Here is a 15,771-nt window from a genome sequence, read left to right as displayed (position 1 = left end):
TCCGGACGCGCGATCCGCGTGCATTGCAGCATTTCGCGTGTGGCTTGAATTTGTGCTTTGCGCACACCACACTAACGGCAACGACACCGGCCCGAAGCGGAAGGAGCCGCAGATGAACCGCGTACTGCAGAGCGTTTCCCTATTGGGGCTGACGATGCTGGGCGTGCTGTGCCTGCAGTCAGCGCCCGTGCTGGCCGACGATGACGTCAGCCTCAACGCCCGTCTGCTCGCTTCGGCGCGCGCTGGCGACGAGGCCGGCGTACGTGGCGCGCTCGAACAGGGCGCCGCCGTCGATTCGCGCAACCGCATCGGCGACACGGCCCTGATCACGGCGTCCAAGCGCGGCCTGACCGGCATGGCGCGCACGCTCGTCGACCACGGCGCCAACGTCAGCCAGCCCAACCTGCAGGGCGTCACGCCGCTGATGGCCGCCGCGTTCGGCGGCTACCCGGACATCAGCACGATGCTGCTGGCCCGCCATGCAGACCTCAACGCGACTGACCGGATCGGCAAGACCGCGATGGTCTACGCAGCGGGCCAGGGCCAGGCGGCCATCGTGAAGCAGTTGCTCGATGCCGGTGTCGACGTCAATGCGCGCTACCAGCATGGCCTGACGGCGCTGATGTGGGCCGCCGGCTATGACAAGGGCGATGTGGTGCAACTGCTGCTGTCGCGTGGCGCCGATGCGTCGCTGCGCGATGATCGCGGGCTGACCGCGCGGCAGATCGCCGAGCAGGCCGGCGCAAAGGCCGTTGCGGCGATGATGGCCGCGCGCCAGTAGTCCTCGGCGATCAGGGCGCGTCGATCGTGCCGATGCTCTTCGGCCAGGTCACGATGCCCCACGCAAGCGGCAAACCGTCGATCTGCTGCACGGGCTGGTAAGTGCGTGCGTCGAACACCTGTACCGCGTTGGAACGCCCGCACGCCACCAGCAGGCGCGCATCGTCGGGCGTGAAGGCGAAATGCCAGCAGCGCTTGCCTACGGCAATATCGGCCACTGGCGCATAGCTCTGGCCGTCGAAGACCTGCAGCGTATCCGCGCGAGACGCCGCCACGAACAGGCGCCCGCCGCTGCGATCGAATGTGACGCCGTACGGCCCCGTGCGCGTGGGTACGGTACGCAGCACCCGGTAGTCGTCTGCGGCCAGGACCGCGAACGCATTGGCCGATTCCAGCGTCACCACATAGCGGCTGCCGTCGGGGCTTGCGCGGATGCCCCGCGGACGCGATCCCGCGGGCATGTGCAGCTGCTGCAATTGCCGGCCGCTGGCCTTGTCGTAGACGGTGACCGTATCGTCGCCCTCGTTGGTGACCAGCATCAGCCGACCATCGCGCGAGAACTCGATGCCCTCGGTTTCCAGGCCGCTGCGGACAGTACGCACCACGCGCCAGCTCTTGAGGTCGACCACGGCGATTTCAGCCGGCAGTGGCTTGTCGACGTCCTTGCCGGCGTCCTTTGCCGACGCGGCCTGCTTTCCCGGCGGCCCGGGCCGCTCGCCGGGCTCGAACGTGACGAACGCCTGGTCGCCGGCGACGCGCACGAATTCCGGGTTCTGGCCGATCGGCACGCGTCTCACTTCCTTGCCGGCCGCCACGTCGATCACCGACATATCGCCCGTTTCTTTGTTCGCCGCCAGCAGGAACTTGCCATCCGTGGTGAGGGCGAGTCCGCGCGGGCCCTTGCCGGCGGTGCTCAGCCCGGGCAGGCGCTCCATGCGCTCCAGGTCGATCACGGCGATGCCGCCGCTCTCGGTGGAGATATAAGCCTGTGCCGCGCCGGCCTGGCCGGTTCCGGCCAGCACCGAGGCAAGCGCCAGCACGGTGGCTGCGCGCAAGGATGTCGATGGCAATGTCATGGCGGTTCCTTTCACGTGAATCGGGCAACGTCGGTCAGCGGCCGTCCCATTCGTAGCGCACGCCGACCAGGAACAGGCGCGGCGCACCGGGCGCGACAAAGCGCTCCACCGGCACTGCCGCGCCCGGCTGCAGCAGCGATCCGCCTGCGAACAGGTTATAGCCGGCCTGGCCATAGGTGGCGTAGCGCCGGTCGAACACATTGTCGATGCGGCCATAGACCTGCCAGCGCGGCGAGAACTGCCAGCTCGCGCGCAGGTTCAGCAGCAGGTAGCCGCCGGTATCGGACAGCGCCGGGTTCTGCGCGCTCAGCGCGCCGTCCTCGTTGCCGGCGACCGGGCGCGACGACGACACCAGCAGGTCGCCGCCGACACTGAGCGCCGCTGTGGCGCGCCAGTCGGCGCCGAGCCTGAAGCTGTGCAGCGGGATCCCGGCCATGCGCGTGCCGGGCTGTACCGCCACGGGCGCCGCAAACGGCGTCTGCAGCTCGCCCTGCGCCTGGTAAGTCGCGCGCGTGTAGCTGTAGCCCGCGCGCAGTGTCAGGCGGCCAAGACGTTGGCGCAGCCCCAGTTCCACGCCTTCGTTGCGGGTCTTGGGGAAGTTGGAGAAGTACCCGAGCGGGCTGACCGGAGAGCGCTGGAACACGATGTCGTCGCGGTTGTCGCTGCGGTACAGCGCCAGCGTGACCTCGGTGGCATCGGCGGGCTGCCAGCGTCCGCCAAATTCCAGCGTGCGGGTGACGACCTGGCGCAGAAATGGGTCCGCTTGCAATCCGGTGGGAAGCTGGCACGCGTTGGCGGGATCGGCACAGCCGAGCTCGATGGCCGTCGGCATGCGCGTGCCCTGCGACGCCGAGCCGAACACCACCAGCCGGTCCAGCAACCGGTGCGTGAGGCCAACGGAAGGGTTTAGCTTCGAGTAGGTGAAGCTCTCGTCGGACTGCGTAGGGAGATTGAGCAGCGTGTGGCGACGGCCCTGGTTCCACCGCGCCGCCAGCGTCAGGAAGGTGCCTTCCAGCAGGCGCATGGTGTCGGTGGCAAACAGCCCGACCGTGCTGTCGCGGCCGTCCAGCGCGGCTTGGGTCACTACCGGCGCGCCGGCATCGGCCACGGCATTGCGGGCGCTGTCGAAGCTGGCCTGCTGCGTGGTCTGCGTATAGTGCGAGCGGTTCAGGTCGAGCGCCGCACCGAACGCAAAACGGTGGGTATCGCCATCATGCGACCACTGCGCCGAGGCCCCATAGCCCGTTTCCCGCACCGTGGCGCTGTTGAGCACGGCGTTGGGCGGCGCATCGTCGGCCTCGCAATCGCCGCTCCCGGCCTGGCCCTGGCAATCGAGCACGGTGTCGAGGTAGGCATCGCTGATGTCGCCGCTGTTGGCGTGCGTGCGGGTCTGCCGCAGGTACAGCGTGAGCTGAAGCTGGTCCTGCGCGTTGAACTGGTGCGCACCGTTGAGCACGACCTGCAGCGAGCGCGACCGCGTCTCGTCGGGCGCGGTGTAGATCGCGCGGCGATCGGCGGCGTAGAGGCTGTCCGGTGTCAGGCCATTGCCGGACAGCCGGCTGCTGCTGCCCAGTACGCTCACGTTCCATTGCGTACCGCTGGTCGAGCGGCCCAGCTTGAAGAACAGGTTGCCCAGGTCGCTGTCCGAGCGGTCGCGCCAGCCGTCCTCGCGCCATCCCGTGCCTGCCATGTAGGCGTGCCAGCCGTCGCCCAGCGCCTTGCCGGCGCTGACGTCCAGGCGCGCGCGCCCGTAGCTGCCGATGCTCAGGTCGGCTTCCACACCCGGATGGGTTTCGCCGGACTTGGTCTGGAGCGCGAGCGCGCCGCCCAGCGTATTGAGCCCGTAGAGCGGGTTGCTGCCTGGCACCAGCGTGATGGTGCTGAGCGCAGCTTCGGGGATGGCTGCCCACTGGATCACGTCGCCCAGCGCGGCGTTCTGGCGTACGCCGTCCAAGTATAGCGAAAGGCCCTGCGCCGACCCCAGCGTGGGCGACAGCCGGTAGCCGCGATAGAGCAGGTCCTGCGCGAACGGGTTGCCCTGCGCGTCGTTGACCACTACGCCAGTCATGGTCTCCGCCAGAAAGCTTGTCAGGTTGGGCGCCTTCACGCGCTCGAGGTCGCCGTCGGTGGCGGTTTGCGCATTGCCGGCAAAGGCCTGTCGCTCGATGGTGAAGCCCGGTAACGGGGTGGGTGCGACGACTGTGACCTCCTGCAGGTTGCGGACCTGGTCAGCGGCCGCTTCGCCGGTAGCCTGCTGCGCCGCCGCGGACCCGGGCGCGGACAGTGCCAGCGCGCTCAGGCACGGCACCACCCGCAGCGGACGGGTGCGGCAACGGCGTCGGGCCATGGGGTCCCCTTGTTGCGCTGCGTCGCGCAGGCACGGTCGCGGATGACTTCGAGTGGCGCAAATGCTACCTAATCTAGTCCAGCGGTCCGGTACTGCCAAGTTGCAGCGGCGGCCTGTCCGCCACTATGCGCCATTTTTGCCTAGAGTTTTCAAGTGGCCCCGGGGTTGCGCCCGGCGTTGCCTACTTCGAAATCTCCCGAATCCCGAACCAGCAGGAGCCGCCCATGCCGATCACCGAACCCGCCGTCGACCCCGGCCGCCGCCGCCTGCTTGGTGCCGGCGCCATTGCCATGCTGGCGCTGGCCGTGCCGGGCCTTGGCGCATGCGCGCAGGACGGTGGCGCCGGCAGTCGTGGCAACGGCCAGCCGGTGAAGATCGGCGTGGTCGGATCGGGCCGGATCGGCGGGACCATCGGTGGCCTCTGGGTGAAATCGGGCCATCCGGTACTGTTTTCCTCGCGGCATCCCGAGTCGCTGAAAAGACTGGTCGGCGAACTCGGCCCGCTGGCGCGCGCGGGAACGGTGGCCGACGCCATCGCGTTCTCGGACGTGCTGTTCCTCGCCACGCCCTACAACGCGCTGCCGCAACTGAGCGAGCAGAACGCGGGCGCGTGGAAAGGCAAGATCGTGCTGGATGCGACCAATGCGATTGCGCAGCGCGACGGTGCCATTGCCGACGAGGCGCAGCGCAACGGCATTGGCATTACCACGGGCAAATACCTGGCCGGCGCGCGCGTGGTGCGCGCATTCAACTTCATGGGGGCGGCGAACTTCGCAAAGGAACACCATCGCGAGGGCGATCGTGTGGCCGTGCCGATTGCCGGCGACGACGCGGCCGCGTTGCGCGTGGCGGAGCAGCTTGTGCGTGATGCGGGGTTTGAACCGGTCGTGGTAGGGCCGCTGGCCAGTGCGGATAAATTCGCGCCTGGCGGGCCGCTGTTCCGGCAGATCGGAAGCGTGGAGGAAATGCGCAGGAAAATGGGCGCGCAGTAGAGGGAGAGGAGCTTTAGCGCGTGAGCCGCAGGCTCAGGGCCGGCGGCGCTCCATGGCCACCATCGACGGCGTGAAGCCGAGCTGGCCGAAGAATGCCGCTTCGGACGAGCGCGCCGCGCGCAGTACCCAGATGATGTCGGGATCGTTGCCCATGACCTGGCGCACCAGCGCCCGGCCGATGCCCTGACGGCGGTAGTTGGGCGCCACCACGATCATCGACAGGAAGCCATCGGAAACGTCGTCGCACAGCGCGCGCGCAAAGCCGATGACTTCACCCTTGTCCACTGCCACGACCACGCGCTGCGAATTGGCAACCAGGCGAGCGAAGCGTTCGGCGCTGCCTACGCGGTTGTTCCAGCCGTTGGCGATCAGTAGTTGCCTGGCAGCCTCGATGTCTCCAGGCAACACATTACGGATTTCCATCGGCGGCTCCCCTAGCAAAAGCATGTACAACCCCTCGCCGCCCCACTGCCGGGGGGTGCCGCGAGTCGAGTACGGCACGGGAAGCCCGGCCGCGCAATTGGCGGAGTGTAGCGAGCGGGGGCAGACACGTCAATTTGCCGCCGCACGTACGCAGTGCCGGCGCATCAACCGCTGCCTCTCGCGCTGCAGCGCGGTATGATGGCTTTCATGAACGCCCCGATCTTCTCTTCTGCCCACCCGGCCGATCAGTTGGCCGAATTCTCCGATGCCGACGCTGCGCTGGCGCGCATCAAGGAGATCTACAACGCTTCGGTCAGCGCCGTGCGCGCGCGCTTTGACGCGTTCGCCAGCGGCAAGCCGCTGCCTTCGGCGGCGCATGCGTGCTACCCGTACCTGGGCATTTCCGTGAACATCGAAACCATGGTGACCGACAGCCGGCCATCATGGGGCACGGTGGCTTATCCGGGCGTCTATGGCACCACGGTGACGCGTCCCGACCTGCTCGCCGATTACTACCGCGACCAGATCGAACGGCTGATGCGCTATCACCGCGTGCCCGTGGTGGTGGGCCTCAGCCGCCGGCCGATCCCGCTGCCGTTCGTGATCGAGGCCTCGACGACCGACATCAGCTATACCCAGGCGCGCGAACTCGAAGTATCCTTCGTGCTGCCGGAGTTGAGCCGCATCGACGACTCCATTGCCAACGGCACCTACGAACCGGTGCCCGGCGAGGCGTGGCCCCTGTCGCTGTTCCCCGCCGAGCGCGTGGACCTCGCGCTGCAGCGCCTGTATCACTACACCGGCACCGCGCCTCAGCATTTCCAGCGTTTCGTGCTGTTCACGAACTACCAGCGTTACGTCGATGAATTCATCGCGCTCGGCCGATCGCTGATGGCCAGCAGCGATGGCAGCGGCTACACGCGCTTCGTCGAGCCCGGCGACGTCATCCAGCAGCTTGGCGGCGCCGAGCCCGACGACGCCGTGCGTCCCCGCGCGCTGCCGCAGATGCCGGCTTACCACCTCGTGCGCGAGGACAAGCTCGGCGTGACGCTGGTGAACATCGGCGTGGGTCCGTCCAATGCCAAGACCATGACCGACCACCTGGCCGTGCTGCGCCCGCACTGCTGGCTCATGATCGGCCATTGCGGCGGCTTGCGGCGCTCGCAGCAGCTTGGCGACTACGTGCTCGCCCACGCCTATGTGCGCGACGACCACGTGCTCGACCACGACCTGCCGCCGTGGGTCCCGGTGCCGCCGATCGCGGAAATCCAGGTGGCGCTGCAGGAAGCGGTGGCACGTGTGACTGGCCTGTCCGGCGGCGAGATGAAGACGCGCATGCGCACGGGCACGGTGGTCTCCACGGACGACCGCAACTGGGAGCTGAAATCCAAGGCACTGTACGCGCGCTTCAACCAGTCGCGAGCGATTGCCATCGACATGGAAAGCGCGACCGTGGCGGCCAATGGTTTCCGCCTGCGCGTGCCGTATGGCACGCTGCTGTGCGTCTCGGACAAGCCGCTGCACGGCGAACTCAAGCTGCGCGGCATGGCTAATGCGTTCTATCGCCAGCGCGTCAGCCAGCACATGACCATCGGTCTCGAAGCGGTGCGCATCCTGCGCGAGAACGGTGTCGAGCAACTGCATTCGCGCAAGCTGCGTAGTTTCGACGAGCCGGCATTCCGCTGAACGATTCCCGCCGCACTGTACGGACAGCGGCTTCGCAATGAAAAAGGCCAGCGCCTCATGCGCTGGCTTTTTTCGTTTCACGCAGACTCGGACGAGCCCGATCAGAACCGGTAACCCACGCCCATGCTGAACAGCCACGGATCCAGATTGACCTTCGAGATCTTCTCGCCGCCGGCCTTTACGTCGCTGCCGAGCCAGACCTTCTTGATGTCGGCGTTCAGGAACCAGTTCTTGGTCAGCTTGTAATCCATGCCGATCTGCAGCGCCGGTGCCACGCTCCAGTTGTCGAGCTGCAGCGTGTTGTTGGCGATGTCGGCGCCCCAGATGCGCGTGAAGTTCAGGCCGGCGCCCACGTACGGACGAATCGTGCCTTCGGGCAGGAAGTGGTACTGCACGAGCAGCGTGGGTGGCAGGTGCTTGAAGGTGCCGATGCGGTTGCCGTTCAGGTAGACGTCCTGCTTCTGCGGCACGGTCAGCACCAGTTCCGCGGCGATATTGCGCGTGAAGAAGTAGGTGACGTCGAGCTCGGGAATCCACTTGTTGTTGACCGTGATGGCATCCGACGGCACGCCCAGCGCGGGAATGGCATCGGACTTGTCGGCCATGTCGAGGTACGTGGCGCGCAGGCGCACCATCCAGTTGCCCTGGGTCTCGCCGTCGGCGGCGAGGGCGGGCGTGGAGACGGCGCCGAACATGGCAATCGCGGCGATGGCAGTACAGGCGACCCGGGTCAGGAGAGAGAGCTTGTTCATGGTTTCTTGCTTTGGTCTGGTAGTAAATCGCCGCCAGTTTGGCCGAGCGGCTATGCCACGACATTGACCGCGGACAAGGCCAACCCTATCGCGTGTAGGGTCGTCGCGATGACACCACAACCGCCTTGCGCGCGCAGACGACATCGGCAACGCGCGAGGGCACCTTCTAAACACATGCGGATTTATTCGTGGCGCGGCTCCAAGGGCGGCCTTAACCTCTGCGTCATGGCCGCTTCATGTCAGCCGTAGCGGCCGGTCCCAGGCATGTCGTGGGCGTCCCCAAGGACGTCTTTCCGGGTGTGCCCCGTGGGGGCGGGGCACACCGGCTTTCTTTTCCGTGGCCCCATTGATGGCGCGGCCGGCGTACCGCCCGTTCCCGCTTCTTCGCGTGCCTACCCATCCGTTCCCCCTGCTTCCGGCCTGTTGCGCCGGCCATCGCGTGCGGGATTGCCCTCTGATCCAAAGGGATGGGATACCCCTGTTGCCGGCGGTGGTTGACCGTGCCAGGGACGCCGGCGGCCGGCGCAGCCTCTGCCAAAGGATGAGATTCCCCGCCTATGTGCGCTAGCGCTCAGCCGTCTGGCCGGTACTGCCCCGCCGCCGTTCCGCATAGTCTGGTAGCGCGGGAAAAAATAGATGACTCAGGGGGGAACCATCATGAAGGCGAGGTCTTGGCTTGGCGGGCTCGTATGCGCGGCGGCGACGTTCCTCGTGGCGGCGTGCGGGGGCGGAGGAGGGGGCTCGGGCAGCTCGACGCCGACCGCGGCGACGGCCGTGAACTACGCAGCAAAACTGAATATCACCACCGCCGAGGTCGGCGTTGGCCGCACAATCACGATCAGTGCCGCGGCTGTCGACAGCAACGGCAACGATGTCACGTCGTCGACAAGCTTTGCCTGGACGTCCATGGATAACGCCGTGGCGTCCGTTGTCGGCAGCACCGCCACGGTCGGCAATGCGGTGGTCACCGGCGTCAATACCGGTACCACCAAGGTGCAAGTCGTGGCCACCGTCAAGGCCGCCGACAATTCGACCGTGCAACTGCCTGCCCAGACCGCGACCATCACTGTGGTGCCGGCATCGGCCACGACCTACAGCCTGTCGGTGCCTAACACCTCATTGTCGATGACCGACGGCCAGACGCTCCCGGTCAAGGTATCGCTGGTCGACAACAACGGCAACGACGTGTCCGCCAATGGCAGCGGCTGGGCCTGGTCCAGCAGCGGCTCCGCGGTGCAGGTCACGGCGAGCCTGAACAGCGCTTCGCTGAAGGCGTCGAACAGTTCGACCACCGCAGCTGCCGCGGCCGATGTGTCGGTGTCGGTCACTGCGCCCGATGGCCGCGTGCTCGGCGGCGTGATCTTCGTCACCGTGCAGAAGAACGGCAGCGCCACGTACCGCGTGGTGACGACGCAGAACGGTGACCCGGTCAACGCACTGCAGGTGCTCAGCAGCTATCCGGCCAAGTTCACCGCCCGCGTGCTGCGCAACGACGACCAGGACGTGACCGCGGACTTCGACGGCGCCTGGACGTACGTTGCGACATCGCCGACGCTGTCGGCATCTGAAGCCGCAGGTACGCACGACGTGACCGTCAGCACCAGCCTTGCCAAGGGCGCCGGCCCGACCCAGGGCACGCTCACGGTGACGGCTGCCAGCACCAAGCTGGCAGCGAAGCCGACCGCTACCCTCAACGTGGTGGAGAACCCCGAGTGGACGCTGATGCCGGATGTCCAGCAACCGCTCGTTCTGACGATGCTCGGTATCCCCATTCCGGTGACCGTGGGCCTGAAGAACTTCGGCAATGACACGCCTTCGAGCGCATGCACGGGCTGGAACTGGACCTCGACCGGGCCGGTCCTGCTGGGCGGCTCCGGCGTCGGCCCGAACCAGCAACTCGTGACGGGGACGGCTGCCGGCGACTTCACGCTGACGGTGAGCTGCACCAACGTTGCCGACGGCAAGCTGATGACGCTGAAGCTGGTGGGCACGGTCAAGTAACAAGCACGAACCACAAAATCCCGCAGCACCGAACGCCCTCCTGTGGAGGGCGTTCTGCATTTGGGGTGCCGGTGACGGTGCCAGAAACGCAGCGGGCGGACGACGAGCGTACCCATTTCTGCGTGCCGGCCAGCGACCATCCGCACCTTGCGGCCCCACGCTTCGCAACGCGCCTTTTTTGCTGGTCCCGAGAGGCAAAAGGCAAGGGTCGCTACTTGCGAGACAGGCAAAGCGTACCCGTTTCTGCGTGCCTGAATGCAAGGGAGAAAGCCCTCAGCGCGACTGCCCGAGCGTCCGCATTGCGGCCAATTGGCCATCGCATGTCGCATGGAACGGCCGCTGCGGACGTGACAAAGCCACGGAGCGTACCCGTTTCTGCGTGCAAATTCGAAGGGGAAAAGTGGGTGTCCGGGCGCGAAAATCAGCGCTTGCGCACCAGCTGGATGACCTGTTCGGCAGGTTGGCCCGGCGTGCCCGTAGCAGTGGCGGTATTGGAAGCGCAGGTATTGCAGCCGCCGTCGTCGCAGCCGCTGGCGCAACCCGCCGCGGCCTGGGGCGCCAGCCAGCGCACCATACGCGCGCGCCAGCCGATGGCTCCCTGGCCGCCAAGCCGCGCGGCCAGTCCGGCCTTGATACGCTCGCGCGTGCGCGGCGCGTAGCGCGATGCCACCGACACCGCGCATGCCAGCACGATCAGCGGGACCAGCAGGGTTTCGACGGCGTGATAGAGGCTCATGGCGTCAGCTGAACATCAGGGCGACGCGGTAGGTGATAAACGCGGCCAGATAGCCCAGGCCCGCCAGATAGGCCGCCGAAGCGGCCATCACCTTCCACGAGTTGGTCTCGCGGCGGATCACCGCCAGCGTGGAAATGCACTGCGGCGCGAACACGTACCAGGCCAGCAGTGCGAGCGCGGTGGCGAGCGACCATTGCTGCGCGATCATCGGGGCAAGCTGCGCGGCTACCACGTCGTCGCTGCCCGACAGCGCGTAAACCGTTGCCAGCGCACCCACGGCCACTTCGCGCGCGGCCAGGCCCGGCACCAGCGCAATGCAGATCTGCCAGTTGAAACCCACCGGCGCGAACACATGCTCCAGTGCCCGCCCGATCATGCCGGCGAAGCTGTAGTCGATCGCCGGCCCCGTGGCGCCGTCCGGCGGCGCCGGGAAGGTGGCCAGGAACCACAGCAGCACGGTCAGCGCCAGGATCACCTTGCCGACGCGCGCCAGGAAGATTCGGGCACGCTCCCACAGCCCCAGCGCCACGTCGCGCGGGTTCGGGATGCGATACGACGGCAGCTCCATCAGCAGCGGATGGTCGGTGCGGTCGCGGCGGAAATACTTGAGCGCGTAGGCCACCGCCAGCGCGCTGACGATGCCCGCCACATACAGCGCGAACAGCACCAGCCCCTGCAGATTGAACAGGCCCATCACCGTGCGTTGCGGGATGAATGCGCCGATCAGCAGCGCATAGACCGGCAGCCGCGCGGAGCAGGTCATCAGCGGCGCGACGAGGATCGTGGTGAGCCGGTCGCGCGGATCCTGGATGGTGCGCGTGGCCATGATGCCCGGGATCGCGCATGCGAAGCTCGACAGCAGCGGGATGAACGAGCGCCCCGACAGCCCGGCGCCCATCATCAGCCGGTCCAGCAGGAACGCCGCGCGCGGCAGGTAGCCCGATTCCTCGAGCGTCAGGATGAACAGGAACAGGATCAGGATCTGCGGCAGGAACACCACCACGCTGCCCAGGCCCGCGATCAGGCCATCGACAAGCAGGCTTTTCAGCATGCCGTCGGGCATATGCGTGCCGACGATCTCACCGAACCAGTGCACGCCGGCCTCGATGCCATCCATCAGCGGCGCGGCCCACGAGAACACCGCCTGGAACATCAGGAACAGCAGCACGGCCAGCAGCACAAGGCCCAGGACCGGATGCAGCACGATGCGATCGAGGCGGTCATCCAGCGCGGCTGTACGTGCAGGCATGGTCACCGCCGTGTTCAACAGGCGGTTGACCTCTGCGTGCACTTCCAGGTCATCGGCCGGAGGCAAGGCCTGCGGCGCGGGAGGAAGGGTGCCATCGAGTACGCTGAGCAAGGCCGCCGCGCCTTCGCGCTTGATCGCCACGGTCTGCACGACCGGCACGCCGAGCGCCGACGCAAGCTTGTCGCGGTCGATATGGATGCCGCGCTTGGCCGCCGCATCGCTCATATTGAGCACCACCACCATCGGCAGTCCAAGGCGGCGCAACTCCAGCACGAAGCGCAGGTGCAGGCGCAGGTTGGTGGCGTCGACCACGGAGACCAGCAGGTCGGGCTTCGGCTCGCCGGGGCGCTTGCCCATGCAGATGTCGCGCGTGATGGCCTCGTCCAGGCTCGCCGCGTGCAGGCTGTATGCGCCCGGGAGGTCGAGGATGCGGATCTGCCGGCCGGCCGGCGAGACGAAGAAGCCTTCCTTGCGCTCCACCGTCACGCCGGCATAGTTCGCCACCTTCTGGCGGCTGCCAGTCAGGCGGTTGAACAGCGCGGTCTTGCCGCAGTTGGGGTTGCCCACCAGCGCAATACGCAAGGCGGAGGAAGAAGGAGCTGCAGACATATTCGCGGAAGAACTCAGGCGGTGCGTTGCGCCGCCCTGGTATCAGGCTGGCCGGCGGATTCACTGGCCGGCGCGATGCTGGTAACGGTGGCGCTGACGACTTCAACGCCGATGCGGGCGGCCTCCGAGCGGCGCAGCGCGAAGCGCGTGAAGCCAACCTGAGCCACGAGCGGATCCATGCCGAAGGGGCCGAAGGCGATCACCTGTACCGCCTCGCCAGGGACGAAACCCAGTTCGCGCAAGCGGCGCGCAACCGGGTCGTTCGGCGCGGCATCGTCCACCGATTGCACAACGGCGGGCGTGCGCCGCGGAAGTTCAGACAAGCGCATCATGCTTCCAGTCCGAAGGCGCGCCTGCAGCCGCACGGACAGCAAGCTCGCGCCAGGGTACGTAAATGAAAATCGTTTTCATTGTATCTCAACTCAGCCATGGTGTCGGCGCCGATGCGCCGGCAACGTGCGCCAGCGGAGGTCTGCAGTCCACATTGCGGCATGCAATGTAGAAAAGTTGTGATGTTACCCAAGGCGGGCCGTGCCGGCATACCCGTATTCCGGCCAGCCGCATGCCCTCGGCGAAGCGGTCGCGGCCGACCTGGCGCAGTAAACGTCTCTTTGGCTGACCGGCTCCGCTCGCGGTCAGCGGGGCTTGGTGTTTTCCCCTACCCCAAAAGCCTTGGCGATGGTCGCCCGCATGCGCTACGATTCAATCAAATAAAAATTCAATGTAATGATTTATTTGATGTGTGTGAGACAGCGCATGCAACAAGGAGTCAGCCTCATGTCGGTACAAGCGATAACCCGTTAGCGGCGCCGGTGAAACGTGGTGATTTCGCGCGTGGCGGTTTCGTAGACCTTTTCCAGCTGTTCCAGGCGGGCCGTGATATTGCCGGCGTCCGGTTTGGAATCAAATTCCGGCCGGGCTGATTCCAGCAATATATCGCTGCGCAGCTTAGCGAAATCCTCGCACACGCGAACACCTTGTTCGGTCGTGACGTAATAAATCCCGGTACGGGCAGTACCGTATTTGTCGATGAGCCCTGCTTTGAGCAGTTTCCGCAGGTCGTACTGGATATTCGGGATGTCCTGGCGGTTGGTCATTTGCGCCAGATCGCGAATGGTCTTTGGCCGATCGTGCATCCGGATAATGTGCAGCAGTGTATTTTCCTGCCCGCTCAGGTTAATGCCGGTGACGGCCGCCAGGCATTCGGATTGCCAGCGCAGGAAGGATTGATAAACCCGCATCACGGCATATTCGAGATCGGTGATCTCGACGCCGAAATCATCCGTGGCCAGATGCCAGCGGTGCTGCCGTGCGGCGCGTTCGGATTTTTCGGATTCCTGCTCGGGTTTGGTCATTGTCAGGTAAGCGCCTGAATGTGGCGCATTGAATTTCAAGCGATGTAAGCCGCGCATCATTTTTCTATAAGCGGCGTGCGATTTACAAATTTTACTTTGCCGGAGACACGCATGAGAAAAATTCTGAACACGAAGGACTTTGTCCTGGGGACGTTTGCGACGAACTGCTCGGGCGGGATGTCGGTGACGAAGATCGGCGAGCGCTGGGACAACTCGTGGGAGAACAACGCGAAGCTGGCGCAGATGCTGGACGAGGCGGGAATCGATTTCATGCTGCCGATCGCGCGCTGGATCGGCTACGGCGGCGAGACGGACTTCCACGGCTCGGTGCTCGAGACGATGACGTGGGCAGCGGCGCTGCTGGCACAGACCAAGCACCTGACGGTGTTCGCGACGATCCACACGGCGTGCAACCACCCGGCGGTGGTGGCCAAGCAGATCGCGACGCTGGACCAGATTGGCCAGGGCCGCGCGGGCCTGAACATCGTGGCGGGCTGGAACCGCCCCGAGTACGAGGCGATGGGCCAGGACCTGGCGGTGAGCCACGACCAGCGCTACGCGTTTGCGGGCGAATGGTTCGACGTGATCAAGCAGATCTGGGAGCGCGACGGCGCGTTCAACTACGACGGCGCGAACTTCAAGTTGAAGGGCATCTACGGCCTGCCCAAGCCGTGGAACGGCGAGCGTCCGCCGATCCTGAACGCTGCGGGTTCGGGCGAAGGCCGCGAGTTTGCGATCAACAACGCGAACTTCCTGTTCACGCCGGCGATCGACCTGGAGCGCTCGAAGGTGGAAGTGGCCGAACTCAAGCAGAAGGCGAAGGCAGCGAACAAGCCGGTGAACGTGCTGACGTTCTCGCACGTGGTGTGCCGCCCGACCGAGCAGGAAGCGCGCGACTACCTGCGCCACTTCGCGCAGGACAATGCGGACTGGGCCGCGGTGGACAACCTCGTGGCCTTGCAGTTCGCCAATGCCCAATCGTTCCCGCACGACCTGCTGGCACTGATCCGCGACCGCATGGCAGCGGGCCACGGTGGCTTCCCGCTGGTCGGCACGCCGGAGCAAGTGGCCGATGGCATCTGCGCACTGGCCGAAGCCGGCTTCAAAGGCACGACGCTGTCGTTCGTGGATTACGTGAAGGAGTTCCCGTACTTCCGCGACACGGTGCTGCCGATCCTGGAGGCACGCGGGCTGCGCAAGCCCGGTGGATCGAAGCATGGGAACTGACAAGATGCCGGCGGCGCTGGAGGCGCTGCAGCAATCGTTCAAGCAGGCGATGCGCGGCTTCGCCGGCGCGGTGAGCGTGGTGACGGTGGCCGATCCGCTGAACGAGTCCGAGCGCAGCGGCTTCACGGCGACGTCGGTCTCGTCGTTCTCGGCCACGCCGCCGATGGTGGTGGCGTCGATGAAGGCAACGAGTTCGTCGGCGGAGCTGCTGCAGCGCACGCGCCGCTTTGGCGTGAACCTGCTGCGGGAAGAGCAACAGGCGATCGCGCAGCGCTTCACGGGCTTCGGTGGTGAAGCCGGGATAGAGCGCTACGGCAGCGATGCGTGGACGCAACTGCTGGCAGATGGCGCACCGGTGCTGGCCGATGCAGTTGTGGCCATGGACTGCGAAGTCGACGAACTGCTGGAGCGCCACGGCCACTACCTGATCATCGGCCGTGTCCGCGAGATCCGCGTCGCGCAAGAAGCGCCAGCCCCGCTGCTGTACTGGCAAGGCCGCTACACGCGACTGGCGCAACACGCCAACTGAGCTACGAAC

14 protein-coding genes are annotated in these 15,771 nt (G+C 66.2%); 6 read left to right on the top strand and 8 right to left on the bottom strand.

Annotated features, from left to right (window positions below; translation table 11 throughout):
- The first annotated feature begins 112 nt into the window (after positions 1 to 112).
- Entirely contained in the window at positions 113 to 781 is a 669-nt protein-coding gene (locus tag ACIGJG_RS21750; RefSeq protein ID WP_483673915.1) for an ankyrin repeat domain-containing protein, read from the top strand.
- Between the two features lie 10 nt (positions 782 to 791).
- Here ACIGJG_RS21750 and ACIGJG_RS21745 read toward each other — a convergent pair whose 3' ends face one another.
- Together ACIGJG_RS21745 and ACIGJG_RS21740 are read right to left on the bottom strand one after the other, a co-directional pair.
- The gene (locus tag ACIGJG_RS21745; RefSeq protein WP_011301529.1) at positions 792 to 1,856 is read right to left on the bottom strand and encodes a beta-propeller fold lactonase family protein; all 1,065 of its coding nucleotides are present in this window, start codon (positions 1,854 to 1,856) and stop codon (positions 792 to 794) included.
- A gap of 34 nt (positions 1,857 to 1,890) precedes the next feature.
- Positions 1,891 to 4,203: a TonB-dependent receptor gene (locus tag ACIGJG_RS21740; protein WP_011301530.1), complete on the bottom strand. Its 2,313-nt coding sequence runs from the start codon at positions 4,201 to 4,203 to the stop codon at positions 1,891 to 1,893.
- Positions 4,204 to 4,427: 224 nt separating this feature from the next.
- On the opposite strand from ACIGJG_RS21740, the gene ACIGJG_RS21735 reads away from it, so the two are divergent.
- Complete coding sequence (locus ACIGJG_RS21735) at positions 4,428 to 5,195, top strand: NADPH-dependent F420 reductase (RefSeq protein ID WP_220629975.1); 768 nt, start codon at positions 4,428 to 4,430, stop codon at positions 5,193 to 5,195.
- A gap of 33 nt (positions 5,196 to 5,228) precedes the next feature.
- Here the strand turns inward: ACIGJG_RS21735 and ACIGJG_RS21730 are convergent, their stop codons facing one another.
- The gene (locus tag ACIGJG_RS21730; protein ID WP_041680327.1) at positions 5,229 to 5,618 is read right to left on the bottom strand and encodes a GNAT family N-acetyltransferase; all 390 of its coding nucleotides are present in this window, start codon (positions 5,616 to 5,618) and stop codon (positions 5,229 to 5,231) included.
- A 198-nt stretch (positions 5,619 to 5,816) separates the two neighbouring features.
- Here ACIGJG_RS21730 and ACIGJG_RS21725 point away from each other — a divergent pair, with 198 nt between their 5' ends.
- Positions 5,817 to 7,304, top strand: a complete 1,488-nt coding sequence (locus ACIGJG_RS21725; protein ID WP_373460902.1) for an AMP nucleosidase — start codon at positions 5,817 to 5,819, stop codon at positions 7,302 to 7,304.
- 101 nt (positions 7,305 to 7,405) lie between these two features.
- Here the strand turns inward: ACIGJG_RS21725 and ACIGJG_RS21720 are convergent, their stop codons facing one another.
- Complete coding sequence (locus ACIGJG_RS21720) at positions 7,406 to 8,056, bottom strand: OmpW/AlkL family protein (RefSeq protein WP_483673914.1); 651 nt, start codon at positions 8,054 to 8,056, stop codon at positions 7,406 to 7,408.
- Positions 8,057 to 8,713: 657 nt separating this feature from the next.
- Between ACIGJG_RS21720 and ACIGJG_RS21715 the strand changes: the two genes are divergently transcribed.
- Positions 8,714 to 10,057, top strand: a complete 1,344-nt coding sequence (locus ACIGJG_RS21715; RefSeq protein WP_049796517.1) for a hypothetical protein — start codon at positions 8,714 to 8,716, stop codon at positions 10,055 to 10,057.
- A 421-nt stretch (positions 10,058 to 10,478) separates the two neighbouring features.
- Here the strand turns inward: ACIGJG_RS21715 and ACIGJG_RS21710 are convergent, their stop codons facing one another.
- The 4 genes from ACIGJG_RS21710 to ACIGJG_RS21695 all read right to left on the bottom strand — a co-directional run bounded on the left by ACIGJG_RS21710 (position 10,479) and on the right by ACIGJG_RS21695 (position 14,006).
- Positions 10,479 to 10,793, bottom strand: a complete 315-nt coding sequence (locus ACIGJG_RS21710; protein WP_011301536.1) for a DUF6587 family protein — start codon at positions 10,791 to 10,793, stop codon at positions 10,479 to 10,481.
- 4 nt (positions 10,794 to 10,797) lie between these two features.
- A complete protein-coding gene (gene feoB, locus ACIGJG_RS21705) occupies positions 10,798 to 12,651 on the bottom strand; it encodes a ferrous iron transport protein B (RefSeq protein ID WP_011301537.1) in 1,854 nt (617 codons plus the stop codon).
- 14 nt (positions 12,652 to 12,665) lie between these two features.
- A complete protein-coding gene (locus tag ACIGJG_RS21700) occupies positions 12,666 to 12,980 on the bottom strand; it encodes a FeoA family protein (protein WP_041680328.1) in 315 nt (104 codons plus the stop codon).
- 471 nt (positions 12,981 to 13,451) lie between these two features.
- Complete coding sequence (locus ACIGJG_RS21695) at positions 13,452 to 14,006, bottom strand: winged helix DNA-binding protein (protein WP_011301539.1); 555 nt, start codon at positions 14,004 to 14,006, stop codon at positions 13,452 to 13,454.
- 111 nt (positions 14,007 to 14,117) lie between these two features.
- On the opposite strand from ACIGJG_RS21695, the gene ACIGJG_RS21690 reads away from it, so the two are divergent.
- Together ACIGJG_RS21690 and ACIGJG_RS21685 are read left to right on the top strand one after the other, a co-directional pair.
- The gene (locus ACIGJG_RS21690; protein ID WP_011301540.1) at positions 14,118 to 15,233 is read left to right on the top strand and encodes an LLM class flavin-dependent oxidoreductase; all 1,116 of its coding nucleotides are present in this window, start codon (positions 14,118 to 14,120) and stop codon (positions 15,231 to 15,233) included.
- A complete protein-coding gene (locus ACIGJG_RS21685; protein WP_245001782.1) occupies positions 15,223 to 15,762 on the top strand; it encodes a flavin reductase family protein in 540 nt (179 codons plus the stop codon). The genes ACIGJG_RS21690 and ACIGJG_RS21685 overlap by 11 nt, the downstream gene beginning before the upstream one ends.
- Positions 15,763 to 15,771: the final 9 nt, after the last annotated feature.

It is taken from the genome of Cupriavidus sp. C1SS-2L (genome assembly GCF_057073735.1).
Note: the sequence above shows the minus strand (reverse complement) of the source record. Positions and strands in the feature narration are given on the sequence as shown.